The organism is Streptomyces sp. NPDC031111 (assembly GCF_055570675.1).
Genome location: NZ_JBVIGS010000014.1, coordinates 1 through 26,486 on the forward strand (window position 1 = coordinate 1; position 26,486 = coordinate 26,486).

General features: G+C 70.9%; 25 protein-coding genes, 1 rRNA gene and 1 riboswitch. Of the genes, 17 read left to right on the top strand and 9 right to left on the bottom strand.

All coding sequences use genetic code 11. The annotated features are described in order from the left end of the window. The 11 genes from rrf to ACZ470_RS26405 form a co-directional block, all read left to right on the top strand. Positions 1-95: ribosomal RNA gene (gene rrf / locus ACZ470_RS26355) — 5S ribosomal RNA — on the top strand; the annotation flags it as partial. Between the two features lie 109 nt (positions 96-204). Further along, a complete protein-coding gene (locus tag ACZ470_RS26360; RefSeq protein ID WP_468431050.1) occupies positions 205-813 on the top strand; it encodes a CDP-alcohol phosphatidyltransferase family protein in 609 nt (202 codons plus the stop codon). A gap of 116 nt (positions 814-929) precedes the next feature. Next, complete coding sequence (locus tag ACZ470_RS26365) at positions 930-3,425, top strand: sugar phosphate nucleotidyltransferase (RefSeq protein WP_468431052.1); 2,496 nt, start codon at positions 930-932, stop codon at positions 3,423-3,425. Between the two features lie 142 nt (positions 3,426-3,567). Next, entirely contained in the window at positions 3,568-4,461 is an 894-nt protein-coding gene (locus tag ACZ470_RS26370; protein WP_468431054.1) for a DUF881 domain-containing protein, read from the top strand. Next, a complete protein-coding gene (locus ACZ470_RS26375) occupies positions 4,458-4,790 on the top strand; it encodes a small basic family protein (protein WP_003988855.1) in 333 nt (110 codons plus the stop codon). Before ACZ470_RS26370 ends, ACZ470_RS26375 begins: the two co-directional genes overlap by 4 nt. 5 nt (positions 4,791-4,795) lie before the next feature. Further along, positions 4,796-5,704: a DUF881 domain-containing protein gene (locus ACZ470_RS26380; RefSeq protein WP_468431055.1), complete on the top strand. Its 909-nt coding sequence runs from the start codon at positions 4,796-4,798 to the stop codon at positions 5,702-5,704. Between the two features lie 61 nt (positions 5,705-5,765). Beyond that, positions 5,766-6,701 (top strand): FHA domain-containing protein, encoded by a 936-nt coding sequence (locus ACZ470_RS26385; protein WP_468431057.1) that lies wholly within the window; start codon positions 5,766-5,768, stop codon positions 6,699-6,701. Positions 6,702-6,739: 38 nt separating this feature from the next. Then, the gene (gene ftsR / locus ACZ470_RS26390) at positions 6,740-7,477 is read left to right on the top strand and encodes a transcriptional regulator FtsR (protein ID WP_468431059.1); all 738 of its coding nucleotides are present in this window, start codon (positions 6,740-6,742) and stop codon (positions 7,475-7,477) included. 85 nt (positions 7,478-7,562) lie between these two features. Further along, complete coding sequence (locus ACZ470_RS26395; RefSeq protein ID WP_004934251.1) at positions 7,563-8,036, top strand: bifunctional nuclease family protein; 474 nt, start codon at positions 7,563-7,565, stop codon at positions 8,034-8,036. 189 nt (positions 8,037-8,225) lie between these two features. Continuing rightward, entirely contained in the window at positions 8,226-8,909 is a 684-nt protein-coding gene (locus ACZ470_RS26400; RefSeq protein ID WP_468431061.1) for a MerR family transcriptional regulator, read from the top strand. 55 nt (positions 8,910-8,964) lie between these two features. Continuing rightward, positions 8,965-10,371, top strand: coding sequence for a DNA polymerase IV (locus ACZ470_RS26405; protein ID WP_468431063.1), 1,407 nt, complete (start codon positions 8,965-8,967; stop codon positions 10,369-10,371). Between the two features lie 9 nt (positions 10,372-10,380). Here the strand turns inward: ACZ470_RS26405 and ACZ470_RS26410 are convergent, their stop codons facing one another. Beyond that, complete coding sequence (locus ACZ470_RS26410) at positions 10,381-10,755, bottom strand: PRC-barrel domain-containing protein (RefSeq protein WP_468431065.1); 375 nt, start codon at positions 10,753-10,755, stop codon at positions 10,381-10,383. 113 nt (positions 10,756-10,868) lie between these two features. Continuing rightward, positions 10,869-10,964, top strand: a riboswitch (glycine riboswitch). 175 nt (positions 10,965-11,139) lie between these two features. Between ACZ470_RS26410 and gcvP the strand changes: the two genes are divergently transcribed. Continuing rightward, positions 11,140-14,025, top strand: a complete 2,886-nt coding sequence (gcvP, locus tag ACZ470_RS26415) for an aminomethyl-transferring glycine dehydrogenase (protein WP_468431067.1) — start codon at positions 11,140-11,142, stop codon at positions 14,023-14,025. 214 nt (positions 14,026-14,239) lie between these two features. Here gcvP and ACZ470_RS26420 read toward each other — a convergent pair whose 3' ends face one another. The 7 genes from ACZ470_RS26420 to ACZ470_RS26450 form a co-directional block, all read right to left on the bottom strand. Continuing rightward, the gene (locus tag ACZ470_RS26420; protein ID WP_468431069.1) at positions 14,240-15,337 is read right to left on the bottom strand and encodes an ABC transporter ATP-binding protein; all 1,098 of its coding nucleotides are present in this window, start codon (positions 15,335-15,337) and stop codon (positions 14,240-14,242) included. A 4-nt stretch (positions 15,338-15,341) separates the two neighbouring features. Beyond that, positions 15,342-16,169: an ABC transporter permease gene (locus tag ACZ470_RS26425; RefSeq protein WP_468431071.1), complete on the bottom strand. Its 828-nt coding sequence runs from the start codon at positions 16,167-16,169 to the stop codon at positions 15,342-15,344. Then, the gene (gene modA, locus ACZ470_RS26430; RefSeq protein ID WP_468431073.1) at positions 16,166-16,981 is read right to left on the bottom strand and encodes a molybdate ABC transporter substrate-binding protein; all 816 of its coding nucleotides are present in this window, start codon (positions 16,979-16,981) and stop codon (positions 16,166-16,168) included. The genes ACZ470_RS26425 and modA overlap by 4 nt, the downstream gene beginning before the upstream one ends. 166 nt (positions 16,982-17,147) lie before the next feature. After that, a complete protein-coding gene (locus ACZ470_RS26435) occupies positions 17,148-17,543 on the bottom strand; it encodes a TOBE domain-containing protein (RefSeq protein ID WP_468431075.1) in 396 nt (131 codons plus the stop codon). Positions 17,544-17,590: 47 nt separating this feature from the next. Continuing rightward, positions 17,591-18,625, bottom strand: a complete 1,035-nt coding sequence (locus tag ACZ470_RS26440; RefSeq protein ID WP_468431076.1) for a LacI family DNA-binding transcriptional regulator — start codon at positions 18,623-18,625, stop codon at positions 17,591-17,593. Between the two features lie 243 nt (positions 18,626-18,868). Continuing rightward, complete coding sequence (locus ACZ470_RS26445; RefSeq protein WP_073934577.1) at positions 18,869-19,069, bottom strand: DUF5999 family protein; 201 nt, start codon at positions 19,067-19,069, stop codon at positions 18,869-18,871. Positions 19,070-19,385: 316 nt separating this feature from the next. Further along, the gene (locus ACZ470_RS26450; protein WP_468431078.1) at positions 19,386-19,970 is read right to left on the bottom strand and encodes a hypothetical protein; all 585 of its coding nucleotides are present in this window, start codon (positions 19,968-19,970) and stop codon (positions 19,386-19,388) included. Between the two features lie 563 nt (positions 19,971-20,533). On the opposite strand from ACZ470_RS26450, the gene ACZ470_RS26455 reads away from it, so the two are divergent. Continuing rightward, positions 20,534-22,051, top strand: coding sequence for a glutamate-cysteine ligase family protein (locus tag ACZ470_RS26455; RefSeq protein ID WP_468431080.1), 1,518 nt, complete (start codon positions 20,534-20,536; stop codon positions 22,049-22,051). Between the two features lie 79 nt (positions 22,052-22,130). After that, the gene (locus ACZ470_RS26460) at positions 22,131-22,931 is read left to right on the top strand and encodes a CPBP family intramembrane glutamic endopeptidase (RefSeq protein WP_468431082.1); all 801 of its coding nucleotides are present in this window, start codon (positions 22,131-22,133) and stop codon (positions 22,929-22,931) included. Positions 22,932-22,985: 54 nt separating this feature from the next. Here ACZ470_RS26460 and ACZ470_RS26465 read toward each other — a convergent pair whose 3' ends face one another. Then, a complete protein-coding gene (locus tag ACZ470_RS26465; protein WP_468431084.1) occupies positions 22,986-23,795 on the bottom strand; it encodes a PhzF family phenazine biosynthesis protein in 810 nt (269 codons plus the stop codon). Positions 23,796-23,958: 163 nt separating this feature from the next. On the opposite strand from ACZ470_RS26465, the gene ACZ470_RS26470 reads away from it, so the two are divergent. From ACZ470_RS26470 to ACZ470_RS26480, 3 genes are all read left to right on the top strand, one after another. Continuing rightward, positions 23,959-24,591, top strand: a complete 633-nt coding sequence (locus ACZ470_RS26470; protein ID WP_468431086.1) for a PadR family transcriptional regulator — start codon at positions 23,959-23,961, stop codon at positions 24,589-24,591. A 179-nt stretch (positions 24,592-24,770) separates the two neighbouring features. Then, the gene (locus tag ACZ470_RS26475) at positions 24,771-25,301 is read left to right on the top strand and encodes a Clp protease N-terminal domain-containing protein (RefSeq protein WP_468431087.1); all 531 of its coding nucleotides are present in this window, start codon (positions 24,771-24,773) and stop codon (positions 25,299-25,301) included. A 46-nt stretch (positions 25,302-25,347) separates the two neighbouring features. Further along, a complete protein-coding gene (locus ACZ470_RS26480; protein WP_468431089.1) occupies positions 25,348-26,352 on the top strand; it encodes an EamA family transporter in 1,005 nt (334 codons plus the stop codon). The last annotated feature ends 134 nt before the right edge of the window (positions 26,353-26,486 follow it).

The following is a 26,486-nucleotide window of genomic DNA, read 5'->3' on the forward strand; positions in this document are numbered from 1 at the left end:
AAACGCCCGGTTACATTCCGAACCCGGAAGCTAAGCCTTACAGCGCCGATGGTACTGCAGGGGGGACCCTGTGGGAGAGTAGGACGCCGCCGAACTCCTTTTAGAGCTCTGGCTCTTGGGCGTACAGCCCGAGGGCCAGAGCTTTTTTGCGTTGAGGTAGGGTCGGGGGGCATCGTCGAAACGTTTCCCACAGGAGGATCCCGGGTGGAGGTCCAGGAGACGCGGGTCCAGACAGACCGCGTCCTCACCATCCCGAACATGCTCAGCATGGCGCGGCTTGTTGGCGTACCGCTGTTCCTGTGGTTGATCCTCAGGCCGGAGTTCGGCGGTCCGAAGAGCGACGGCTGGGCCCTCCTGGTGCTGGCCTTCAGCGGCGTCAGCGACTACCTGGACGGCAAGCTCGCACGACGGTGGAACCAGATCAGCAGCCTGGGCCGGCTGCTCGACCCCGCCGCCGACCGGCTCTACATTCTCTCGACTTTGGTCGGCCTCACCTGGCGCGAGATTCTGCCGCTCTGGCTGACCGCCGTACTGCTGGCCCGTGAGTTGGTTCTGCTCGTGATGGTGGGCATCCTCAGGCGGCACGGCTATCCGCCGCCGCAGGTGAACTTCCTGGGGAAGGCCGCCACCTTCAACCTGATGTATGCCTTCCCACTGCTCCTGCTCAGTGACGGAACTGGCTGGATCTCGTCACTCGCTGCTATTTTCGGCTGGGCGTTCGCCGGATGGGGTACAACCCTGTATTGGTGGGCAGGAGTGCTCTATGTGGTCCAAGTCCGCCGCCTGGTCCGTGCGGACGCCATGGCCGATTGAACTCGCTGATTGGCGCGCGCATGGCGGCGCGATGGCCCGCAGTGGAAAAGTGCGGGACAATCATGGCGGGTGAAGTCGGCTAGACCGTCGTCTCTTTCGAGGAGGACGCTTCCGACATGAAGGCCGTCGTGATGGCCGGAGGCGAAGGCACCCGCCTTCGCCCCATGACCTCAAGCATGCCCAAGCCGCTCCTGCCGGTGGCGAACCGGCCGATCATGGAGCATGTTCTGCGGCTGCTCAAAAGGCATGGGCTCAACGAAACCGTTGTGACTGTCCAGTTCCTCGCTTCGCTCGTCAAGAACTACTTCGGTGACGGCGAGGAGCTCGGAATGGAGCTCACCTATGCCAATGAGGAGAAGCCACTCGGTACCGCCGGGAGCGTGAAGAACGCCGAGGAAGCACTGAAGGACGATGCTTTTCTCGTCATCTCCGGCGATGCCCTCACCGACTTCGACCTCACCGAGCTGATCAATTTCCACAAGGAAAAGGGTGCCCTGGTCACGGTCTGCCTGACCCGCGTCCCCAATCCGCTGGAATTCGGCATCACCATCGTGGACGAGGAAGGCAAGGTCGAGCGCTTCCTCGAGAAGCCGACCTGGGGGCAGGTCTTCTCCGACACGGTGAACACCGGTATCTACGTCATGGAGCCCGAGGTCTTCGACTACGTCGAGCCCGATGTGCCCGTCGACTGGTCCGGTGACGTCTTCCCCCAGCTGATGAAGGAAGGCAAGCCCATCTACGGCTATGTCGCCGAGGGCTACTGGGAGGACGTCGGCACGCACGAGAGCTATGTGAAGGCGCAGGCCGACGTCCTGGAGGGCAAGGTCGACGTCGACATCGACGGCTTCGAGATCTCCTCGGGCGTCTGGGTCGCCGAGGGAGCCGAGGTGCATCCCGACGCCGTACTGCGCGGGCCCCTCTACATCGGTGACTACGCCAAGGTCGAGGCCGGCGCGGAGATCCGCGAGCACACCGTCGTGGGCTCCAACGTCGTCGTGAAGAGCGGCGCGTTCCTGCACAAGGCGGTCGTGCACGACAACGTGTATGTCGGGCCGCACAGCAATCTGCGGGGCTGTGTCGTCGGCAAGAACACCGACATCATGCGCGCGGCGCGGATCGAGGACGGCGCCGTCATCGGCGACGAGTGTTTGATCGGTGAAGAATCGATCGTCCAGGGCAATGTGCGGGTCTACCCGTTCAAGACCATCGAGGCCGGTGCCTTCGTCAACACCTCGGTCATCTGGGAGTCCAGGGGACAGGCGCATCTCTTCGGGGCCCGGGGCGTATCCGGCATCCTGAACGTCGAGATCACCCCGGAACTGGCCGTGCGTCTCGCGGGCGCGTATGCGACGACGCTGAAGAAGGGCTCCACCGTCACCACGGCGCGCGACCACTCCCGTGGTGCCCGTGCGCTCAAGCGGGCGGTCATCTCCGCGCTCCAGGCCAGCGCCATCGACGTACGGGACCTGGAGAACGTTCCGCTGCCCGTCGCGCGCCAGCAGACCGCGCGGGGCAGCGCGGGCGGCATCATGATCCGGACCACGCCCGGAGTGCCGGACTCCGTCGACATCATGTTCTTCGACGGACAGGGCGCCGACCTCTCGCAGGGCAGCCAGCGGAAGCTGGACCGGGTGTTCGCGCGACAGGAGTACCGGCGCGCCTTCCCCGGCGAGATCGGCGATCTGCACTTCCCGGCCAGTGTCTTCGACTCGTACACGGGTTCGCTGCTGCGGAATGTCGACATCACCGGTATCGCGGAGTCCGGGCTCAAGGTGGTCGTCGACGCGTCCAACGGCAGTGCCGGCCTGGTGCTGCCGAGCCTGCTCGGCAAGCTGGGCGTCGACTCGCTGACCATCAATCCCGGCCTCGACGAGTCGCGGCCGACCGAGACGGCCGACATGCGGCGCTCGGGGCTGGTCCGGCTCGGGGAGATCGTGGCGTCCTCCGGTGCCGCGTTCGGTGTGCGGTTCGATCCCGTCGGTGAGCGGCTGTCCCTGGTGGACGAGAAGGGCCGGATCATCGAGGACGACAGGTCCCTGCTCGTGATGCTCGACCTCATCGCCTCCGAGCGGCGCAGCGGCCGGGTGGCGCTCCCGGTGACCACCACCAGGATCGCCGAGCAGGTGGCGGCGTACCACGGTACGCAGGTCGAGTGGACGACCACGTCGCCCGACGACCTCACGCGCGTGGGCGGCGAGGAAGGGACGATCTTCGGCGGTGACGGCAAGGGCGGCTTCATCGTCCCGGAGTTCAGCAGTGTCTACGACGGCACCGCGGCCTTCGTCCGACTCATCGGGCTGGTGGCGCGGACCCAGCTCACGCTCAGCCAGATCGACGCGCGGATTCCGCGGGCGCATGTGCTCAAGCGGGACCTGGCGACCCCGTGGGCCGTCAAGGGACTGGTGATGCGGCGCGTCGTCGAGGCGGCCGGAGACCGCTTCGTGGACACCACCGACGGCGTGCGCGTGGTGGAGACCGACGGCCGCTGGGTGATGGTGCTGCCCGACCCGGCCGAGGCCGTCACCCATCTGTGGGCCGAGGGGCCCGACGACGCCTCCGCCCAGGCCCTGCTCGACGAGTGGTCGGCGGTCGTGGACAGCGCGGGAAGGTGAACGGCCTGAGCGGGGTGACCCGCGCGGGACGGTGAAACGAGTGGTACGCCTGCGTGCCGGACAAGTGTCCCCAACGGGGCCTGTCCGGCATGCCGGTAGGGCCGTTCGGAGGTAGTGGTCCCGGCGTGCGACGATGTGCGGCATGCCGCAGCAACCCCCCGTTCGGAGCACACCCGCGCGGCCCGCGCGCCCGGACGCCTCCATGTCGTTGATCAACAACGTCATGGACCACAGCCTCGACGACGGGTACGCCGAGGCCGCCGCGCGGAAGAAGGCCGACGGCGACGGCGGCATGCCGAAGACGCTCAGGGCGAAGCTCGGCCTCGCCGGCGGTCTGGTGCTCGCCGCCCTGATCGTCACCGTGGGCGCCGCCCAGGCCCGTGTCGCGGCTCCCGTCGTCGCCAAGGAGCGCGAGGAGCTCATCGACCGGATCGACCGGGAGACCGACGCCGCGGAGGAACTCGAGGACAGCGTCGACGAACTGCGCGCCGATGTGAGCGCGCGGCAGCGCGAGGCGCTCCGGGACAGCGGCGGCGACCGGTCCGCGGTGGTGGGCGTCCTGTCCGGAGCCGTCGCGGTGCACGGGCCCGGGCTCCGGCTCGTGGTGAACGACGCCAAGGACGCGAGCGGGGGCGGCGACGGCGACCCGCGGTCCGTCTCCGGGTTCTCCGACACCGGGCGGGTCCGCGACCGCGACATGCAGCGCGTCGTCAACGGACTGTGGGAGTCCGGAGCCGAGGCGGTCTCGATCAACGGACAGCGGCTGACCGCCCTGTCGGCGATCAGGGCCGCGGGAGACGCGATACTGGTCGACAACAAGCCGCTGGTGCCGCCGTACACGGTGCTCGCGGTGGGGGACGGCGGGGAGTTGAGTGACCGGTTCCAGAACAGCGCGGACGGTCTCTATCTGCATGCCCTGCAAGAGAACTACGGAATCCGGACGGCCATCTCCGCGGAGGACGACGTCCGGCTGCCCGCCGCAACGAGTGTGATCGTACGTACCGCACAGCCGATAACCGAGAAGGGCACATCGTGATCGCCGTACTGGGCCTCGTCGTGGGAGTCGTGGCCGGACTGTTGGTCCGGCCCGAGGTTCCGGCGGTCGTCGAGCCTTACCTGCCGATCGCCGTCGTCGCGGCGCTCGACGCCGTGTTCGGAGGGCTGCGGGCCATGCTCGACGGCATCTTCGACGACAAGGTGTTCGTGGTGTCGTTCCTGTCGAACGTCGTGGTGGCCGCGCTCATCGTGTTCCTCGGCGACAAGCTCGGTGTGGGAGCACAGCTGTCCACGGGCGTCGTGGTGGTTCTCGGCATCCGTATCTTCTCCAACGCCGCGGCGATCCGCCGGCATGTGTTCCGGGCGTGAGGCCGATGAGTGAGCGCGAGCACGACGAGACGACACGCGCGGCGGTGTCCCCGCCCAGGTCCGCCCCCGACGCCTCGGCCCCGGCCGGGCTGCGCAGGGAGCTGCCCGCGGAGGTGCCCGTCGGGGTGCCCGTGAGGGCGTCCGCGCCCGTCGAGGACGGTGCGCCGCAGGAGGTGCCCCCGACGCCGGGCCCGACCGGGCGGCAGCGGCTGGTGGCGGGGCTGTGGCCGCCGCGGGTGACCCGGGCCCAACTCATCGTCGCCCTGCTGCTGTTCGGTCTCGGCTTCGGTCTGGCCGTCCAGGTGGCGTCGAACAGCGACAGCGACAGCGCGCTGCGCGGGGCGCGCCAGGAAGATCTTGTGCGCATCCTCGATGAACTCGACGACCGCACAGAACGTCTTGAGGACGAGAAGCAGGGACTCGAGAAGCAGCGGGACGAGCTGGAGAACAGCTCCGACCAGGCCGAGGAGGCCCGAAAGCAGACGATCGAGAAGGAACGGCAACTCGGCGTCCTGGCGGGCACCGTGGCCGCGCAGGGGCCGGGGATCACGATGACCATCGAGGACACGAAGGGGACGGTCGAGGCGAACATGCTGCTCGACGCCATCCAGGAGCTGCGCGCGGCCGGTGCCGAGGCGATCCAGGTGAACGGTGTGCGGGTGGTGGCGGGCACCTACCTGACGGATTCCGGGAACGGCGTCGGCGTGGACGGGAACAAGATCACCGCGCCCTATCGTTTCAAGGTCATCGGCAAGCCGCAGGACCTCGAGCCGGCGCTCAACATCCCCGGAGGTGTGGTGCAGACTCTCGAGAAGGAACAGGCGACCGTTACCGTGGAGCAGTCGACCAAGATCGTCGTGGATGCCTTGCGGGCGGTGAAGCGGCCTGACTACGCTCGGTCGTCCTCCCAGTGAACCGGGGGTGCATGGGGGGCGTCCGGCGAGGGCATGAGGTTGCGGGGGGTCGGCGCACCGATTGGCTGGTGCGTGGTGGAAACTGTCTGGCGGAGGCGGACGTTGTGAAGATGTCCGGGTCGGCCAATGTGTTCAGTCAGGGTTCGTCCTGCCCCACGGGCGGGTCTGTTTCGGTCAAGGGGAATCGCCCGTGAAGTTGTTTGCGAAGTTGTTCGGCAAGAGCGCGCGGCGAGAGGACAGCGACAACGCGACCGCTCGCCATCGTGCACAGCCCGAGGCGGAAGGTCAGCGTCCGCTGTTCCGGGACCAGGTGGGCGGCCCGGGCGCGCCGTCCGTTGACCCCGCACAGTCGGGCGGCATAGGTTTCGGGCAACCGTCGACCTCAGGTACGGGTGGAGGGTTCTCCGACCCGTACGCGTCCCACGCCCCTGGTGGGCAGCCGCGGCAGGAGGATCCGTCCATGTCGGCCCTGGTGTGTACGAGGTGCGGTAACCGCAACGCGGAGAACAGCCGCTTCTGCTCCAACTGCGGCGCGCCGCTCAGGCCCGGGGTCACCCCGGAGCGCCCTTCCGAGACGACGTCCACGATCTCGATCTCCGGTCTCGAGGCCTACGACGCCGAGGCCACCGGCCAGACGCAGATGCCGACGCTCTCTCCCGAGGCGCAGGCGGCCGTCGACGCGCTGCCGATGGGCTCCGCGCTGCTGGTGGTGCGCCGCGGGCCGAACTCGGGCAGCCGCTTCCTGCTGGACGGCGACCTGACCACGGCCGGGCGTCACCCGCAGAGCGACATCTTCCTGGACGACGTGACGGTCTCCCGTCGGCACGTGGAGTTCCGGCGCAGCCCGGACGGCTCCTTCACGGTGGCCGACGTGGGCAGCCTCAACGGCACGTACGTCAACCGGGAGCGGATCGACCAGGTCGCCCTGTCCAACGGTGACGAGGTGCAGATCGGAAAGTACCGGCTGGTCTTCTACGCGAGCCAGCGGGGCTACTGACCTCCCCGGATCCGTCCGGGGGACCCCAGGGAAGGTCCATGGTTCAGACACCGAGCGGCGGTGCCGGGCACGGCGCCGCCGCCGCGGGCACCGGACTGATGAGCATCGGCGCGGTGCTGAACGCGCTGCGTGAGGAGTTCCCCGAGGTCACCATCTCCAAGATCCGCTTCCTGGAGTCGGAGGGGCTGATCGAGCCGCAGCGGACCCCGTCCGGGTACCGCAAGTTCAGCGCCGGGGACGTCGAGCGGCTCGGCCATGTGCTGAGGATGCAGCGCGACCACTATCTGCCGCTCAAGGTGATCCGTGAGCACCTGGACGCCGTGGAGCGCGGCGAGGCCGTCCGGCTCCCCGCGCTGGGCCGTCCGGGGGACGGGGAGGCCGCCGGCCGGGAGCCCGCCGCCGAGGGGCCCGCGCGTATCGGACGCGGCCGGCTGCTGGCGGCCGCCGGCATTGACGAGCCGATGCTCGCCGAGTGGGAGTCGTACGGGCTGCTCGCCCCGGTCGAGGACGGGGTCTACGACGCCGAGGCGGTCACCGTCGCCGGGCTCATCACCGAGCTGGGGCGGTTCGGTATCGAGCCGCGCCATCTGCGGGCGATGAAGGCCGCAGCCGAGCGTGAGGCCGGACTGGTGGACCAGGTGGTGGCTCCGCTGAAGCGCCACCGGAACCCGCAGACCAGGGCCCACGCGGAGGCCCGTGCGAAGGAGCTGGCGGGGCTCACGGTGAAGCTGCACGCGGCGCTGGTGCAGGCGGCGCTCGGGGTGCGGCTGCCCTGAGGCGGGCCGGCCTCGGGGGGCCGGATCGGCCACCCGTTCCCTGCCCGACTACCCAAACGTCCCGGGCACGGCCTAGGGTTGCTGTGTGAACGAGCTCGATGTCGTAGGTGTCCGGGTCGAGATGCCCTCCAACCAACCGATCGTGCTGTTGCGTGAAGTGGGCGGCGACCGCTACCTCCCCATCTGGATCGGACCGGGGGAGGCGACGGCCATCGCCTTCGCCCAGCAGGGCATGGCACCCGCACGGCCGCTGACCCACGACCTGTTCAAGGACGTGCTGGAGGCCGTCGGCCAGGAGCTCACGGAAGTGCGCATCACCGACCTGCGGGAGGGCGTGTTCTACGCGGAGCTGGTGTTCGCCAGCGGTGTCGAGGTGAGCGCCCGCCCCTCCGACGCCATAGCGCTGGCCCTGCGGACCGGTACGCCGATCTACGGCAGTGACACGGTGCTGGACGACGCCGGGATCGCCATCCCGGACGAGCAGGAGGACGAGGTGGAGAAGTTCCGCGAGTTCCTCGACCAGATCTCGCCGGAGGACTTCGGAACCAGCAATCAGTGAGGGGGCGCCGCCGCATCGGTTCGGCCGCCGGGGCACGCCCCGGGAGCATTCGGCTAGCCTTTCCCCGCGGTGGGGTACGGGAAACCACTCTTAGGGTGATTATCACTCGGCGTGCCGAGTGTGGCGATCGTTGACGCACCCTTGGTGACTGCCTACCGTCGAGGAGGCAGGTCAAGGACGGAGGTCGGCGTGAGAAGCAGCGGCGACGGTTCGGTGGGGGGTGCCCCCGGACACGGTTTCGGGGCGAGTGGGCCGTACCCTCCCCAGAGCTCCCGGCTCCGTTCGAGCGGCGGGTATCCCGCGCAGGGCGGCGCGATCGACCAGGCTCCGCAGCGACCGACGGCTGTGCCGAGCAGCGGAGGGGCGACGTCCATGGCGTCCGAGCAGATCGGCTACCGGGGGCCCACGGCCTGCGCCGCCGCCGGTATCACCTACCGGCAGCTCGACTACTGGGCCCGTACCGGGCTGGTCGAGCCGAGCGTGCGACCGGCCCACGGATCGGGCACCCAGCGGCTGTACAGCTTCCGCGACGTCGTCGTGCTGAAGATCGTCAAGCGGTTCCTCGACACGGGCGTCTCCCTCCAGAACATCCGCACCGCCGTACAGCATCTGCGCGAGCGCGGCTTCAGCGACCTGGAACGCATGACGCTGATGAGCGACGGGGCCACGGTCTACGAGTGCACCTCGCCCGACGAGGTCCACGCCCTGCTCCAGGGCGGCCAGGGAGTCTTCGGCATCGCGGTCGGCGTGGTGTGGCGGGACGTCGAGAGCGCGCTGTCGCAGCTGCACGGAGAGCGCATCGACACCGGCGAGACCCTGATCGGCCACAATCCGATGGACGAGCTGGCACGACGGCGGAACAAGGCGGTCTGAGCCGCCGGGCGTTCCGACGCCCGCATTGTCAGTGGTATGGGGCAGCATCGGACATGTGAGATCCGCGCCCACGATCCTGCATCTCGACATGGATGCCTTCTTCGCCTCGGTGGAGCAGGCGTCCAAGCCGAGCCTGCGCGGGAAGGCGGTCGTCGTGGGCGGGCTCGGGCCGCGCGGTGTGGTCGCGACCGCCTCGTACGAGGCCCGGGTCTTCGGCGTCCACTCGGCGATGCCGATGGCGCAGGCCCGGCGGCTCGCGCCGAACGCCGCGTACCTGGTCCCGCGCTTCGCCCTCTACCGGTCCATCAGCGAGCAGGTGATGGGGTTGCTGCGGGCCCTGTCGCCCCTGGTGGAGCCGCTCAGCCTGGACGAGGCGTTCGTGGACCTGGAGGCCGGTGGCGCGGCCTGGGACGAGCGGTCGGCGCGGCTGGCCGGGGTGAAGCTGCGCGGGGACATACGAGCGGTCACGGGACTCACGGGGTCGGTGGGGCTGGCCGCCTCGAAGATGCTGGCGAAGATCGGCTCCGAGCAGGCGAAGCCGGACGGACTGGTGCTGATCGAACCGGGCACGGAGCGAGCTCTGCTGGCCCCCCTGCCGGTGCGCACCCTGCCGGGTGTGGGACCGGCGACCGGCGACCATCTGCGGCGAGTGGGGATCCACACCGTGGGGGAGCTCGCGGAGGCGGGGGAGGACGAGCTCGTACGGCTGCTGGGCAAGGCGCACGGGCACGCGCTGTTCGCCATGGCGCTGGCCCGCGACGAGCGGCCCGTGGTGGCCGAGCGGGAGACGAAGTCGGTGTCGGTCGAGGACACGTACGACGTGGACATCCACGACCGGGGGCGGGTCGGGACGGAGGTGCAGCGGCTCGCCGACCGGTGTGTGCGCAGGCTGCGGGCGGCGGGGCTGTCGGGGCGCACCATCGTGCTGAAGGTGCGGCGGTACGACTTCTCGACCCTCACCCGGTCCGAGACGCTGCGGGGCCCCACGGACGATCCCGCGGTGGTACGGGAGGCGGCGGCGCGGCTGCTGGACTCGGTCGACACCACGGGCGGGGTGCGGTTGCTCGGCGTCGGGGTCAGCGGGCTGGCCGACTACACCCAGGAGGACCTGTTCGCCCAGGCGGCGGGGGTGGGCGCGGCCGACTCCCCGCCCGAGGAGGCCGCTCCCGCGCCCACGCCGGACCGGGAGACCCCCGCCGAGCGGCGCTGGCCGGCGGGCCACGACGTACGGCACGCCGCGTACGGTCACGGATGGGTGCAGGGCAGCGGGCTGGGCCGGGTCACGGTGCGCTTCGAGACGCCCGACTCGGAGCCGGGCCGGGTGAAGACCTTCCGCGTGGACGACCCGGCCCTGGAGCCTGCGGATCCGCTGCCGCTGGTGCCCATGCCCCCCGGGCCCCAGGACGGTGAGGGCGGTGAGGGCGCGGAGGCCGGTGAAGGGGCGCGGTCGGAGAGCCGGTGAGCGGGGGGATCAGACAGGCTTGTCGTTGCCCGCGAGTTTGCCGAAGTCGCGGTCCGGCAGCGGCGGAGGCGCGGCGATGTCCAGACCGTAGTGGTGGTAGAGCTGGAGCTCCTGCTCGGGGGAGAGATGGCGGCCCACGCCGAAGTCGGGGGCATCCTTGATGAGGGCCCGTTCGAAGGGGACGTGCAGGGCGCCGTCGACGAGTTCGCTCGGCTCCAAGGGGACGAACGCGTCCCTGCTGAACAGTCCGGTGCGTATCGCCGCCCACTCCGGTATGCCGGTGGCGTCGTCGAGGTAGATCTCGTCGATCGTGCCGATCCGGGTTCCATTGCGGTCGAACGCCTTGCGGCCGATCAGGTGGCGCGGATCGATGTCGGTCTGCACGGGCCCTCCACTGGTCGCAAACTCATCCGTAAGCACTACAAAACGGCACAATCGGCGGAGCGGCCACTCGAAGGCCCTGGCATTGTGCTCGCTGGTACGCTGACAACGGCTGCTGACCCCGTGCGGGAGAGCCCTCCGGACACCATCGGAGGCGCCGAAGGAGCAAATCCTCCCCGGAATCTCTCAGGCACACGTACCGCACGGACGAGGTCACTCTGGAAAGCAGAGCGGGTGTCGACGGCTTCCGCTCTCACCGACGGTGAAAGCCGGACCCCCTTCGGGCGATCCGGTGAAGCTCTCAGGTTGAGATGACAGAGGGGGAGGCCGTCCGGGCACCCGTGCCGTGGTGCCCCTCGAAGGTCGTCGGACCAGGAGGCCTCCTCAATGACCGCCCCTCGCACTCCGCTCTCCGAGCTCGAACAGGGAATCCCCTTCGAGCAGCGCCACATCGGCCCCGACCACGAGGCCCGGGCCAAGATGCTCGCCCAGGTCGGGTACGGCTCGCTGGACGAGCTGACGGCCGCCGCCGTGCCGGATGTCATCAAGAACGCCGACGCGCTGGACCTGCCCGGCGCGCGGAGCGAGGCCGAGGTGCTGGCCGAGCTGCGGTCCCTGGCCGACCGCAACGAGGTGCTCGGCTCGATGATCGGGCTCGGCTACTACGGGACCTTCACCCCGCCCGTCATCCTGCGCAACGTGATGGAGAACCCCGCCTGGTACACGGCGTACACGCCCTACCAGCCGGAGATCTCCCAGGGCCGGCTCGAGGCGCTGCTGAACTTCCAGACCGTGGTCGCCGAGCTCACCGGCCTGCCGACCTCGGGCGCCTCCCTGCTCGACGAGGGCACCGCCGCCGCCGAGGCGATGGCGCTGTCCCGGCGCATGGGCAAGAACAAGAAGGGCCTGTTCCTCGTCGACGCGGACGCGCTGCCGCAGACCGTAGCGGTCATCGAGACCCGCGCCGAGCCGACCGGCGTGGAGGTCGTCGTCGCCGACCTGAGCGACGGCATCCCCGCCGAGCTCGACGGGCGCGAGATCAACGGCGTGCTGATCCAGTACCCGGGCGCCTCCGGTGCCGTACGCGACATCAAGCCGGTGATCGACCAGGCGCACGAGCGCGGCGCGCTCGTCACCGTCGCCGCGGACCTGCTCGCCCTCACGCTGCTGAAGTCGCCGGGCGAGCTGGGCGCGGACATCGCGGTCGGCACCACGCAGCGCTTCGGTGTGCCGATGGGCTTCGGCGGCCCGCACGCCGGCTACATGGCCGTGCAGGAGAAGATGGCGCGCAGCCTGCCCGGGCGGCTCGTCGGCGTCTCCGTCGACGCCGACGGACACAAGGCCTACCGCCTGGCGCTCCAGACCCGTGAGCAGCACATCCGCCGCGAGAAGGCCACCAGCAACATCTGCACCGCCCAGGTGCTGCTCGCCGTCATGGCCGGAATGTACGCGGTGTACCACGGCCCGGAGGGGCTGCGGCTCATCGCCCGGCGCACCCACCGGTACGCCACCGTCCTCGCCGAGGGATTGCGGTCCGGCGGAGCCGAGATCGTGCACGGCTCCTACTTCGACACGCTGACCGTGCGGGTCCCGGGACGCGCCGCGGAGGTCGTCGCCGCCGCCCGCGACAACGGCGTCAACCTGCGCCTCGTCGACGCCGACCACGTCTCGATCGCCTGTGACGAGACCACCACCCGGGAGCGGCTGACCGCCGTGTGGGGCGCCTTCGGCGTCGAGGGCGACGTCGAGGCCCTGGACGCGGCAGCGCGGGACACGCTGCCGGACGCCCTGCTTCGTAATGATGAGTATCTGACGCACCCCGTCTTCCAGCAGCACCGCTCCGAGACCGCGATGCTCCGCTACCTGCGCCGTCTCGCCGACCGCGACTACGCGCTGGACCGCGGCATGATCCCGCTGGGCTCCTGCACCATGAAGCTCAACGCGACCACCGAGATGGAGCCGGTCACCTGGCCCGAGTTCGGGCAGCTGCACCCCTTCGTGCCCGCCGAGCAGGCGCGGGGCTACCTCACGCTCATCCACGAGCTGGAGGAACGTCTCGCCGAGGTCACCGGCTACGACAAGGTGTCCCTCCAGCCCAACGCCGGCTCCCAGGGCGAGCTGGCCGGTCTGCTCGCCGTACGCGGCTACCACCGCGCCAACGGCGACGAGCAGCGCACCGTCTGCCTCATCCCGTCCTCCGCGCACGGCACCAACGCGGCCAGCGCCGTGATGGCCGGGATGAAGGTCGTCGTCGTCAAGACGTCCGACGACGGCGAGATCGACGTCGCTGACCTGCGGGCGAAGATCGGGCAGTACCGCGACGAGCTCGCCGTCCTGATGATCACGTACCCCTCGACGCACGGCGTGTTCGAGGAGCACGTCGCCGACATCTGCGCCGAGGTGCACGAGGCCGGCGGCCAGGTGTACGTCGACGGCGCGAACCTCAACGCCCTGGTGGGCCTGGCCAAGCCGGGCCACTTCGGCGGCGACGTCTCGCACCTGAACCTGCACAAGACCTTCTGCATCCCGCACGGTGGCGGCGGTCCCGGCGTCGGCCCGGTCGGCGTACGGGCGCACCTCGCCCCGTACCTGCCGAACCACCCGCTCCAGCCGGAGGCCGGCCCGGAGACCGGCGTGGGACCCATCTCGGCGGCGCCGTGGGGCTCGGCGGGCATCCTGCCCATCTCCTGGGCGTACGTCCGGCTCATGGGCGGCGAGGGGCTCAAGCGGGCCACACAGGTGGCCGTGCTCAGCGCCAACTACATCGCCAAGCGCCTCGAGCCGCACTACCCGGTGCTCTACACCGGCCCCGGCGGGCTGGTCGCGCACGAGTGCATCATCGACCTGCGCCCGCTGACCAAGGCCACCGGCGTCAGCGTGGACGACGTGGCCAAGCGGCTGATCGACTACGGCTTCCACGCGCCGACGATGTCGTTCCCGGTGGCCGGCACGCTGATGATCGAGCCCACCGAGTCCGAGGACCTCACCGAGCTGGACCGGTTCTGCGAGGCGATGATCGCGATCCGCGCGGAGATCGAGAAGGTCGGCTCGGGCGAGTGGCCCGCGGACGACAACCCGCTGCGCAACGCCCCGCACACCGCCGCCGCGCTCGGCGGGGAGTGGGAGCACGCCTACGACCGCGAGGAGGCCGTCTTCCCGGCCGGGGTGAGCGCCGCCGACAAGTACTGGCCGCCGGTGCGCCGCATCGACCAGGCCTTCGGCGACCGCAACCTGGTCTGCTCCTGCCCGCCGCTGGACGCGTACGAGGACTGACGCACGGCGAAGGGCCCCGCTCGACCGGAGCGGGGCCCTTCGGCATGCCGGGCGCCTTCAGGCCGGGCGACGCGGCGGCGTGGGCCTGCCGCGCCGTGCCCGGCTGTCGCGCACGTCCCTCGTCCGCCCGAAGGGCCCCGCCGGCGGCAGGTACGTGCTCGGGGCGAGAGGGCGTGCGAGGTGTCGTCGGGCAGGCGGGTTCTTCGCAACAGGCCTACGCCGGGTACGCGTGGGTCTGGGTCGCCTTGACCGCGGCCCAGACCGGTGCGCCCGGGTGCAGGTCGAGTTCGGCGGCCGCGACCGTCGTGAGGTCGGCGGCCAGGGAGAGTTCGCCGGTGAGCTCCGCGCGGATCTGGTCCCCGTGGGTCTCCAGCCCGGCGACCTCGCAGCGCCAGAGGTTGCGGGCGCTGGAGCCGGTGGGCCGGTCGCGGTACAGGACCACCGCGCCGGGCGGGAACGCCACGAAGGCGGGACCGGAGAGATCCTCCGTGGTGCTGACGGAGGGCCCCGCGTCGAGCCGCACCGTGTGGCCCTCCCCCCGGCCCCGGTACAGGTTCAGGCCGACGAGCTGGGCGATGTACTCGGTGCGCGGGTGACGGGCGATGTCGGAGGGCGTGCCCTCCTGCACGATCCGTCCCCGCTCCACGACGACCAGCCGGTCGGCGAGCACCATGGCGTCCAGCGGGTCGTGCGTGACCAGGACGGCGACGGCCTCGAAAGCGGCCAGATGACGGCGGAGCTGCGCCCGCACCTCCAGCCGGGTGCGGGCGTCCAGGGCCGCGAGGGGCTCGTCCAGGAGCAGCAGCCGGGGGCGGGTGGCCAAGGCACGGGCGACGGCGACGCGCTGTGCCTGGCCGCCGGACAGCCGCCGGGGCTTGGCACCGGCGTGCTCGGCGAGACCCATGCGGTCCAGCCACTCGGCGGCCCGGGCGCGTGCCTCCGCCTTGCCGGCGCCCCGGCAACGGGGCCCGAACGCCACGTTGTCGAGGGCGGTGAGGTGGGGGAAGAGCAGGTAGTCCTGGAAGACCACACCGACCGGGCGTGACTCGGGCGGTGTGCGGCGCAGGTCCGCCCCGTCCAGCCGCAGACGGCCGGCGGTGAGCGGGGCGAGGCCCGCGAGGGCGCGCAGCGCGGTGGTCTTGCCGGCGCCGTTCGGGCCCAGCAGGGCGACGACCTCACCGGGCGCCGCGGTCAGCGCGATGTCCAGGCGGAACGAGCCGCGGTCCACGACGAGGTGGGCGTCCAGCCCTGCGGCGGCGTCGCCGGGCACGGTGCCGGCCGGATCGGACAGGTGGTCGAGCTTCCTCGGCATGGTGTCAGACCGTCCTCATCCAGCGGTCCCGCAGCCCGGCCAGTACGGCGATGGACACCGCCAGCAGGACCAGGCTGAGGGCGATCGCCGCGGCCGGGTCGTTCTGGAGGGCGAGGTAGACCGCGAGCGGCATGGTCTGCGTACGGCCGGGGAAGTTGCCGGCGAAGGTGATCGTCGCGCCGAACTCCCCGAGGGCCCGTGCCCAGGCCAGTACGGCACCGGCCGCGACGCCCGGCGCGATCAGTGGCAGGGTGACCCGGCGGAAGGCGGTGAAGCGGGAGGCGCCCAGCGTGGTGGCCGCCTCCTCGTAGCGGGGGTCCGCCGCCCGCAGCGTGCCCTCGACGCTGATGACGAGGAACGGCATCGCCACGAACGTCTCGGCGAGGACGACGCCCGTGGTGGTGAACGGCAGCGTGATGCCGAACCAGGCGTTCAGCCACTGGCCGACGACACCGTTGCGGCCCAGGGCGAGCAGCAGGGCGACACCGCCCACCACCGGCGGCAGGACCATGGGCAGCGTCACCAGGGCGCGGACCAGGCCGCGGCCCGGGAACTCCGTACGGGCCAGCAGCCAGGCCAGCGGAACGCCGACGACCAGGCTCAGCGCGGTCGCCGTCGTGGCGCAGAACAGCGACAGGCGCAGCGCCTCCCATACCTCGGGGCTGGTCAGCTGCTCGGGCAGGCTGCGCCAGGGGGCGCGGAGGAGCAGGGCGAGCAGGGGGACCAGGAGGAACGCCAGTGCCAGGAGGGCGGGCGCGAGGAGGGCGAGCGGGACACCACGGCCGGGGGCGCGGGGGCGCGCCTTCCCGGGAGCTTCCTGGCCGGTGGTCATGGCGTCAGGAATCCCGACTCACCCAGGACCCGCCGGCCCTCGGCCGACTTCACCAGTGCCACGAACGCCCTCGCCGCCGAGGGATTGGGGGCGTTCTTCAGCGGGGCGATCGGATAGTCGTTGACGGCCTCGGCGGACTCCGGGAATTCCACGCCCTCCACCTTGTCACCGGCCGCCTTCACATCCGTGCGGTACACGACGGCGGCGTCGGCCTCCTTCAGTTGGACCTTGGTCAGGGCGCTCTTGACGTCCTGCTCGTACGAGGCCGGCGTGAGGTCCACGCCGCCGGCCTCCAGCGCGGTCCGCGCGGCGGCTCCGCAGGGCACCGTCCTGTCGCACAGCACGACCTTCAGACCGGACGCGGTCAGGTCCTCCAGGGCGTCGATCCCGTGGGGATTGCCCGGTGCGGTGGCGATCTCCAGCCGGTTGCGGACGAAGGTGCTGGGACCGCCCGCCGTGAGCCCTTCGTCCGTGACGAGCTTCATCGTGGTCGTGCTGGCCGCCGCGAAGACATCGGCGGGGGCGCCGTTGGTGATGCCGGCGGCCAGGCTGTCGCTGCCGCCGAAGTTGAACGTGACCTCGCTCCCCGGGTGCTCCTTCTCGAACCGCTCGCCCAGCGTCGTGAAGCTCTCCTTCAGCGAGGCGGCCGCGAAGACGGTGACCGTGCCGCTGACCCCCTGCCCACCGGACCCGGAGGACGAGGCCGACTCCGAGCCGGACGAGGAACAGGCACTCAGTGCCAGAACGGCGGCGGTCACCCCGGCGCCGGCGATCCGACGGCTCCGGCGGGTCCGGTGCGGGGAACGGGGCATCTCGGGGCACTCCCTCTGTCAGCCGGTGGAAGAGCCCGCGAAGCCCTCCCCCATACGCCGATCATACTGACGCATCTGCCAGGGAATCACCCCCTGTCTCATCGCATGAGCGAGGGAAAGTCGTGAAGAGGCACGCATGTGCGTTCCCACAGGATGCCGCTACCGGTCAGGTGCGGTCGATATGGACGTTTGTCGACTTCACGCGGGCGGTGGCCTCCATGCCCACCTCCAGCCCCAGTTCCTCGACGGCCTCCCGGGTGAGCAGCGAGACCAGCCGGTGCGGGCCCGCCTGGATCTCGACCTGGGCCGCCACGTCGCCGAGCTTGATCGCGGTGACGATGCCCGGGAAGGCGTTGCGGGCGGAGGTGTACGGCGCGTCCTCCTCGACGGCACCGGACCGGGCGAGTTCGACGGAGAACGCGGCCAGGTCCCGTCCGTCGACGAGCCGCCGCCCGCCGTCGTCGCGGTGGGTGGTGATGCGCCCCGCGTCCGCCCAGCGGCGGGCGGTGTCCGGACTCACTCCCAGCAGCCTCGCTGCCTGGCCGATCGTGTAGGACTGCATGCCGGTCACGATAAGTGGTGCCGGAGGTCCGGCACCCTCCGGTCCCTTCAGCCCCGCCCGGCGGGAGCCGCGGTGCTCGCCCGGACGACCAGCTCCGTGCCCAGCTCGACGCGGGGGGAGTCCGGCTGTTCGTCGCGGGCCAGACGGAGCACCGTGCGGACGGCGAGCTTGCCCATGTCGGCGAGGGGCTGGCGGACAGTGGTCAGCGGCGGTGCCGACCAGCGGACTTCCGGCAGGTCGTCGAAGCCCACCACGCTCATGTCCTCCGGAACCCTGAGCCCTCGGCTGCGCAGCGCCTCGATCGCCCCCAGCGCCATCTGGTCGCTCGCCGCGAACAGCGCGGTCGGCGGCTCCGGCAGATCCAGCAGGGTGTTGCAGGCGGCGAAGCCGGACTCGGGGAGGAAGTCGCCCGGGACGACCAGCGACGTGTCGAGGGCGATGCCGGCGCCCTCGAGCGCCGCACGGTAGCCGTCGAGCCGCGCGCGCGAGCAGAGCAGGCGCGCCGGGCCGGCGATCAGCCCGATCCTGCGGTGCCCCAGGGCCAGCAGATGTTCGGTCGCGGCCATGCCGCCCGACCAGTTGGCGGCGCCGATGGTCGGCACGTCCAGGGCGGGGGAGCCCGCCGGGTCCACGACCACCAGCGGCACGCCGAGGATCCGCAACTCCTCGTGCAGTGTGGACTCCAGCGCCGAGGTCACGAGGATGACGCCGTCGGACGCCCGCGCCCGCAGATTGCGCATCCACTCCCGGGCGTCACCGGAGCGCCCGTGGATCGCCGAGACGACCGTGCCCACCCCGGCCCCGTGGGCGACCTCCTCGACACCGCGGATGATCTCCACCGCCCAGGGGCTGTCGAGGTCGTTGAAGACCAGGTCCAGCAGGGCCGCACGCGAGGGGGAGACGGTGGGGCGCTTGCGGTAGCCGTGACGGCGCAGCAGGTCCTCGACCCGGGCCCGGGTCTGCGGGGAGACGTCGGAGCGGCCGTTGACCACGCGGGAGACGGTCGGCACGGAGACGCCTGCCTGCCGGGCGATCTCCGTGATCGTGACTCTGCCCTCGGCATCGGCCTCTCGTGCTGCCACTTGCCCCACCTCCGTGACGGAAACCCGCGAAACTTCCAGGAGTCTTCCGGAAACCGGGCGCCCGTGGGAAGGCGTAACGGGGCGAACTCTTGCCGCCCGGGCCGCCCGGTCACCGGTTCCATGGGCCGGACTACGCTGAGTGATCCACTCCGGACACGCGTCGGGGCCGGTGCGCAGAAGGTCCTGCGTCCGGCCCCTCGTGTTCCCCGGGGCCCCGTACCCCCGGTCGTCCTCGGACGGTGGTCAGGCCGTGGTCAGGCTGGCACCCCGGGGGCGCTGCGGGGCGATGATCCTGCCGTCGGGCAGGAGTTCACCGGTGTCCTCGAAGAACACGACACCGTTGCACAGCAGGCTCCAGCCCTGCTCCGGGTGGTGCGCCACGAGACGGGCGGATTCCCGGTCGGCGGAGTCGGCTGAGGGACACGGTGGCTGGTGCTGGCACATGGGTGGGATCTCTCGCTCTGTGGTGACCTGTGAGTCGGCTGTGGTGTCAATTCCGCGGCGTGAAGCTTCGTTCATGACCGTCCCCCGTTGTGATAAGTCGGTCGGAAACCAGTGTTGCCCCATGGACGAGGATCCGCAGGGATTTCGCGGCACCGCTCCTCACAGGTTGATGACGCGTCACCCGCGCGGACGGTTCATCTCAACTGCACTGTCACTTCGGGTGGTTCGCCCTGGCCGGATGGGGCTAGTCCCCCCGTGCACAGCGGCGTACCCCGCCGCGCCGGACGTTCCGGGCGGCGGGGTACGGGGCGAACTCTCAGGCGGGCGAGCCGAGCAGACGGTTCGGGGTCACCCGGTGCGTCAGTACCGGCAGCAGTTCGGTGACCCGGTGCGGACGGTGGGCCGCGATGCCGGGCGGTGCCGGGGCGAGCGGGACGAGCAGATCGGTGGCGGCCGGGTGGCCGGTGGCGCCGTCCGCCTCGGGGTCGCCGTGCAGCCAGAGCGTGAGCATGTAGAGGCCGGGCACCGAGAGCAGCCGGGGCTGGTACGGCTGTGTCATGGTCTCGGCCTGGCGCAGCGCGAGCTCGGTGGACGCGATGTAGGGCCCCTCGAAGAAGCGGGAGAAGGTCCAGCCGTCCGCGGTGAGCACCGTGTCCGCGGCGGCCACCGCACGGTCACCGGTGCGGATCAGGAACCGCCAGCCGGCGAGCCGCGTGGCGGTCGTGCCGTCCGCGGTGACCCGGTCCAGCACGTGCACGGGAAGGGGCAGCTCGGGTGAGGCGGGGCCCTGGGCGGCGAGCAGGGAGGGAGTTCGGGCTTCGCTGACCGCGGTCGGCGAGGAGAGCGCGGTCAGGACGGAACGCAGTGCGGGCGCGGGAGCCGGGGGGACATGCAGCGGCATGGTGGGTCGCCTCTCATTCGAAGGCACAGTGGCGCGAGGGCGGGACGTGGCGGGGCGGACGGCGCTGTCAGCTCACGGAGGTCAGAGAGGTGGGGGCCAGGGCCTGAGCCCGAGGGACGGGGGTGAGGACTGCCGCACGCCGCCTCTCGGCTGGATCGCTCGAACCGTGGGCGCCAACCTTCTGCCTTGCCTGCGAAGTTTATACGACACGTGTTCAGACTATGTTTCGTCTAGCCGTTTCCGACCGGCGGAACAAGGGTACTTCTGGCCGGTGAAATGCGAAAATAATCCCGATTCCAGGCAGGCCCCACGCCGATGACCTCGGAAAATGACCGCGAGGCGGTCGGCCAATTCTCGTCGGCGTTTTTCACGAGTTCGCAACCGACTCGTAAGACGCGTTCTGTGCCATGCCCCGTGAATGTGCCACTGGTCACCCTCCATCAGAGTAGCGGTCGGCGGTCCGGTCCGGGGCGTTATCAATCGCATCGACGGGGCATCCTCCCCTGTGGACCGGGACCCCGGCGGCCGATCTTCGGTCCGCCCATCCGAGGAGGGACGCTTCGATGGGGGAGAAGGTCGTGGCAGGTCAGTTCGACCTGTCCGATCGTCAGCGCTACCGCGAGAAGCTCCGCAGGTGTCTGACGGGCTTGGAGCGACTCCTGGCGGAGAAGCGGTTCGACCGCCCCAAGAACCTCATGGGGCTGGAGATCGAATTGAATCTCGCGGGCGCGGACGGCATGCCGAAAATGTTGAATGCGCAAGTCCTCGAACGGATCGCCAGCAGGGACTTCCAAACAGAACTCGCCATGTTCAATCTGGAAGTGAACATCGCCCCCCACCGATTGGGTGGACGGGTATTCGACCGGCTCGACGAGGAACTGCGCACTTCCCTCGCGTACGCCGGCCGGAAAGCCGGCGAGGTGGACGCGGGGATCGTGATGATCGGCATCCTGCCGACACTGGACCGGGACGACCTGGTCTCCTCGAACCTTTCCGACGTCGACCGCTACGCATTGCTCAACGAACAGATCGTGGCCGCGCGCGGTGAGGACTTCACCCTCGACATCGACGGCGTCGAACGCCTCAGCTGCACCTCCAAGTCGATCGCCCCCGAGGCCGCCTGCACCTCGGTGCAACTGCACCTCCAGGTCACCCCGGAGCGCTTCGCCGGGGTGTGGAACGCGGCCCAGGCCGTCGCCGCCGCCCAGATCGCCGTCGGCGCCAACTCGCCGTTCCTGTTCGGCCGTGAACTGTGGCGCGAGTCCCGGCCACCGCTGTTCCAGCAGTCCACCGACACCCGTCCGCCCGAGCTCCAGGCCCAGGGGGTGCGGCCCCGTACCTGGTTCGGGGAGCGCTGGGTGACCTCGGCGTTCGACCTCTTCGAGGAGAATCTGCGCTACTACCCGGCCCTGCTGCCCATCTGCGACGACGAGGACCCGCTCGAGGTGCTGGACCGGGGTGGCGTCCCCAGCCTCGCCGAACTCGTGCTGCACAACGGCACCGTCTACCGCTGGAACCGCCCGGTCTACGGCATCGCCGACGGCGTCCCCCACCTGCGCGTGGAGAACCGCGTGCTGCCCGCGGGGCCCACCATCACCGACGTCATCGCCAACGCGGCCTTCTACTACGGAGTGATCCGCGCCCTCGCCGAGGACAGCCGCCCGGTGTGGACCCGGCTGCCCTTCGAGGCGGCCGCCGCCAACTTCGACGCGGCCTGCAAGTACGGCATCGACGCCCGCCTCACCTGGCCCCGGCGCGGTCGCTACGGCGGTACGGGCGAGGTGGACGCGGTCACCCTCGTACGGGACGAACTACTGCCGCTCGCCGAGGCCGGGCTGGACGCGTGGGGGATCGAGCCCGCCGACCGCGACCTGTACCTCGGAGTGATCGAGGAGCGGTGCCGGCGCAGGGTGAACGGCGCGACCTGGCAGGCCGCGACCTTCCACCGGGCCCTGGACCTGGGCCTGAACCGGGAGGCCGCCCTGGCCGCCACCACCCGCCGCTACCGCGAGCTGATGGAACAGGGAGACCCCGTGCACACCTGGCCGGTGGGCCTGCCGGAACCCGTGCCCACGGTCTGACCCGCGGACCGGCCCCCTGGCCGGGCACACAGCCGCTGCCCTCATACTGATCGGACCGATCGGTGATGTGGAGGCAGGTGTGCAGGCGGAGGCGGGCCCGGGGACCGATTTCCTTCCCGAGCGGAGACTGTCGCGGACGACGCTGCGCAACGAGACGCTGCTCGTGCTCGCGCTGTCACTCGGCGCGAGCGGAGTCTCCGCGCTGATCAGCTTTGTCGGCTCGGTCACCGAACCGGGCGGACTGAAGGACCAGGCGGCCACCCTCAACGCCTCGGCCGCGCCGGGCCGCCCCTGGTTGGACCTGGCCTGGCAGCTCTTCGGGATCACCACGGCGCTCGTGCCCGTGGCGCTGGTCGCGCACTTCCTGCTGCGGGAGGGCGTGGGGCTGCGCGTCCTCGGCTTCGACCGCACCCGCCCCTGGTTCGATTTGGGCCGCGGAGCGGCGGTCGCGGCGGTGATCGGCAGCAGCGGCATCGCCTTCTACCTGGCCGCGCGCGGGCTCGGCTTCAACCTCACCGTGGTGCCGGAGGCGCTGCCCGAGGTGTGGTGGAAGTACCCCGTGCTGATCCTCTCGGCGTTGCAGAACTCGATCGTCGAAGAGGTCATCGTCCTGGCGTATCTGCTGCGCCGGCTCGACCAGCTGGGCTGGTCCCCGCTGGCCGCGATGGCGGGCAGTTCGGTGCTGCGTGGCTCGTACCACCTCTACCAGGGCATCGGCGGTTTCATCGGGAACATGGTCATGGGCGTGGTGTTCGTGTACCTGTACCGGCGCTGGGGCCGTGTCGGGCCGCTGGTGGTCGCGCACACGCTGCTCGACATCGGGGCGTTCGTGGGATACGCGCTGCTGGCCGGCAAGGTGGACTGGCTGCCGACGGCGTGAGACGGCGGCGAAGGGGCGTACGGCACGGTCGTACGCCCCTTCGCCTTGTCCGCCTCAGACCAGCAGGTCGCCCTCGATGACCGTCACGGCCCGCCCACTCAGCAGGGTGCGCTCGCCGCGCAGTTCGGTGCGGACGCGTCCGGAGCGCGGTGAGGCCTGGAGGCCGGTGAGGTCGGAGCGGCCGAGGCGCTCGGACCAGTACGGGGCCAGAGCGGTGTGCGCGCTGCCGGTGACCGGGTCCTCGTCGATGCCGACGTTGGGGAAGAAGCACCGGGAGACGAAGTCGTAGCCGAGGGCGGAATTCTCGGCGCGGGCGGTGGCGATGACGCCCCGCTCGGAGTAGGCGGCCAGCGCCTTGAGATCGGGCCGCAGGGCGTGCACGGTCCGCTCGTCGGCGACCTCGACGAGCAGGTCCCCGATGTTCGGACCGGTGTCGAACGCCGTGAGCGGCCGGGTGCCCAGCGCCTCGGCGACCCCCTCGGGGAGGTCGACCGCGGTGAGCGGGGCGGTGGGGAAGTCCAGGGTGACGGCACCGTCGTCGCCGGGGGTGGCGATGAGCACGCCGCTGCGGGTGGCGAACCGCACCGGGCCCTGGTGCGCGCCGGTGGTGTGCAGGACGTGCGCGGTGGCCAGGGTCGCGTGGCCGCACATCGCGACCTCGGTGGCGGGGGTGAACCAGCGCAGCGCCCAGTCGGCCTCGCCGCCCGCGGGGAGCGGGTGGGCGAAGGCCGTCTCGGCGTGGTTGACCTCCAGGGCGACGTTCTGGAGCCAGGGGTCGTCGGGGAAGGCGTCAAGCAGCAGCACTCCGGCGGGGTTGCCGGCGAAGGGCCGGTCGGTGAAGGCGTCGACGATTCGAATCCGCATGTCCTGACGGTAGAGGCGGTGCGAAGCCGCAGGCCAAGGCCAATTCGCGGAGGGCGGCCCCTTCGCGGCGGCCGCCGTCACGGTGGAAGGGGTTGTCGTAAGAGCTCTTCCGATATATCGTTGAAGCATCGCGACAGATCAACGATGGAATGGAGTGGTTGCGATGCGTACCCATGGTCACGAGCACGGACACGGTCACGGCGGCCCGCGCGGCGGACGTGGTGACTTCGACCGGCTGCGGGCCGCCTTCGGTCCCTTCGGACCCGGAGGCCCGGGCGGTCACGGCGGCCCCTTCGGCCCGGGTTTCGGGCACGGCGGCCCCTGGGGCGGACGAGGACGCGGCGGACCCAGGGGGAGGGCGCGGCGCGGTGACGTACGGGCTTCGATCCTGGCCCTGCTGAAGGACCGTCCCATGCACGGCTACGAGATGATCCAGGAGATCGCCGAGCGCAGCGGCGGGGCGTGGAAGCCCAGCCCCGGCTCGGTGTACCCCACCCTCCAGCTGCTGGAGGACGAGGGGCTGATCGTCAGCGAGTCCGAGGGCGGGAAGAAGCTGTTCTCCCTCACCGACAGCGGCCGCGCGGCCGCCGAGGAAGGTCCCGAGGCCCCCTGGGAGGAGGCCTCGCGCGGGGTCGACTGGGAGGCGCTGAGCGAGATCCGGCAGGCCGGCTTCGGCCTGATGGAAGCCTTCGGACAGGTCTGGAAGACGGGCAGCAAGGAGCAGCGGGAGAAGGCCCTCGCCGTCATCAACGAGGCCCGCAAGAAGCTGTACCTGATCCTCGCCGACGAGGACTGACGACGGGCCGTATCCGAACGAGGGGCGTGACGCCAACCGGCACGCGCCTCTCGCGGTGAAACGCCCTGATCTCCTTCGCAAGGAGGAGATTCCGGCCCGGGACGTCCACTTCCCGTGGGATGCCAAGATGCTTCCCGCCGGGGATGTCCCGGGCCCGCGTGGCTGATGGGGTGGAGGATGTGCAACCCCGTATCCCCCGGCAGCAGGCCCAGCTCCAGGAGCAGGGCGTCCACCGAGCGGAGAGCGATGCCAGGCTCAGTGCCGAGCTGGCAGCGGTGGTGGCCGGTGCCCGCCGCAGAGTGGTCCGGGACGGGGACCGGCAGATCGACACCGCCCATCTCCTGCACTCGCTCCTGGAGTCCGACGCCGAGGTGAGAGCCGTCTTCGGCGAGGGCCCGCGGATCGACCGGCTGCTCGGCTATCTGGTCCAACGCAGCATCGGCTACGGCCTGCGCTGGCAGGGAGCCGTCGAGGACTCCGGCGGCGTCCCCGTGGTGACCGAGGCGGCGGGCTTCTCGCCGCTCGCCGCGGGCTGCATGGAGCGGGCCCATGAGCGTGCCGCCCGCCGCGGCGACCTCCCGGCCGGCGGCACGGACCTGCTCGCGGCGATCGTCGTGGCCCCCCGGGCGCGTGCCGCGGAGGTGCTCGAGCGCGCCGGAATCGACCCCCGGGAACTGGTGGCCCGGCTCGAGGCGCCGTCCGGCCGCTGAGACAGGTGCCACGGGGGATGACGCTCCTGTCGCTGCCTGTCATCATGTGCCGGTGTCTACCTCTGTCAGTGCCCGGAGCGATCGCGGAAAGGGCGTCGGGCTCGGTCTCGCGCTGCTCTCCGCGCTCGCTTTCGGGGGTTCCGGTGTGGCGGCGAAGCCGCTGATCGAGGCGGGTCTGGACCCGCTCCACGTCGTGTGGCTGCGGGTGGCGGGCGCGGCGCTCGTCATGCTGCCGCTGGCGGTGCGCCACCGGGGACTGCTGCGCCGCCGGCCCGGCCTGCTCGCCGGGTTCGGCCTGCTCGCCGTGGCCGGCGTCCAGGCCTGCTACTTCGCGTCCATCTCCCGCATCCCCGTCGGGGTCGCCCTGCTGGTCGAGTATCTGGCGCCCGCGCTCGTGCTCGGCTGGGTGCGGTTCGTGCAGCGACGGCCCGTGACCCGTGCCGCCGCGGTCGGCGTGGTCCTGGCGGTGGGCGGGCTCGCCTGCGTGGTCGAGGTCTGGGCGGGCCTCGGCTTCGACGCCCTCGGTCTGCTGCTCGCGCTCGGCGCGGCCTGCTGCCAGGTCGGCTACTTCGTCCTGTCCGACCAGGGCACCGACGGCGGCGCCGAGGCCCCCGACCCGCTCGGCGTGATCGCCTACGGCCTGCTGATCGGCGCCGCCGTCCTCACGGTCGTGGCCCGTCCCTGGTCCATGGACTGGTCCGTGCTGACCGGCAGCGCGGAGATGAACGGCACACCCGTGGCCGCCGTCGCGCTGCTGGCCTGGATCGTCCTCGTCGCCACGGTCGTCGCGTACGTCACCGGGGTGGTCTCGGTGCGCCGGCTCTCGCCGCAGGTCGCGGGTGTCGTGGCCTGCCTCGAGGCGGTCATCGCCACCGTCCTCGCCTGGGTGCTGCTCGGTGAGCACCTGTCGGCGCCGCAGATCGTGGGCGGAGTGGTCGTACTGACGGGCGCCTTCATCGCCCAGTCCTCGGCACCGGCGAAGGGGTCCGGGGAGCCGGTGGTGACCGGCGGGCCGGAACGGGAGTTGTCCGCGCCGGGAAGGACCGCATAAGGTGCTGATCATGCACGCTCGCGCACTTGTTCTTCCGCCTCCGGCCGCCTGAGGCGGGCCCTCCGGTACATCCGCCCGGCACGCCGCCGGGCGTAACGGTGCTGCCCGCAGACGAAGTCCGCGGATCCCGTCGG

Bases quoted from the DNA above. Each gene is read 5' to 3' on its own strand.
- ACZ470_RS26365 (WP_468431052.1), top strand. From the start codon at position 930: ATGAAGGCCGTCGTGATGGCCGGAGGCGAAGGCACCCGCCTTCGCCCC.
- ACZ470_RS26370 (WP_468431054.1), top strand. From the start codon at position 3,568: ATGCCGCAGCAACCCCCCGTTCGGAGCACACCCGCGCGGCCCGCGCGC.
- ACZ470_RS26380 (WP_468431055.1), top strand. From the start codon at position 4,796: ATGAGTGAGCGCGAGCACGACGAGACGACACGCGCGGCGGTGTCCCCG.
- ftsR (WP_468431059.1), top strand. From the start codon at position 6,740: ATGGTTCAGACACCGAGCGGCGGTGCCGGGCACGGCGCCGCCGCCGCG.
- gcvP (WP_468431067.1), top strand. From the start codon at position 11,140: ATGACCGCCCCTCGCACTCCGCTCTCCGAGCTCGAACAGGGAATCCCC.
- ACZ470_RS26420 (WP_468431069.1), bottom strand. From the start codon at position 15,337: ATGCCGAGGAAGCTCGACCACCTGTCCGATCCGGCCGGCACCGTGCCC.
- ACZ470_RS26425 (WP_468431071.1), bottom strand. From the start codon at position 16,169: ATGACCACCGGCCAGGAAGCTCCCGGGAAGGCGCGCCCCCGCGCCCCC.
- modA (WP_468431073.1), bottom strand. From the start codon at position 16,981: ATGCCCCGTTCCCCGCACCGGACCCGCCGGAGCCGTCGGATCGCCGGC.
- ACZ470_RS26435 (WP_468431075.1), bottom strand. From the start codon at position 17,543: ATGCAGTCCTACACGATCGGCCAGGCAGCGAGGCTGCTGGGAGTGAGT.
- ACZ470_RS26445 (WP_073934577.1), bottom strand. From the start codon at position 19,069: ATGTGCCAGCACCAGCCACCGTGTCCCTCAGCCGACTCCGCCGACCGG.
- ACZ470_RS26450 (WP_468431078.1), bottom strand. From the start codon at position 19,970: ATGCCGCTGCATGTCCCCCCGGCTCCCGCGCCCGCACTGCGTTCCGTC.
- ACZ470_RS26455 (WP_468431080.1), top strand. From the start codon at position 20,534: ATGGGGGAGAAGGTCGTGGCAGGTCAGTTCGACCTGTCCGATCGTCAG.
- ACZ470_RS26465 (WP_468431084.1), bottom strand. From the start codon at position 23,795: ATGCGGATTCGAATCGTCGACGCCTTCACCGACCGGCCCTTCGCCGGC.
- ACZ470_RS26470 (WP_468431086.1), top strand. From the start codon at position 23,959: ATGCGTACCCATGGTCACGAGCACGGACACGGTCACGGCGGCCCGCGC.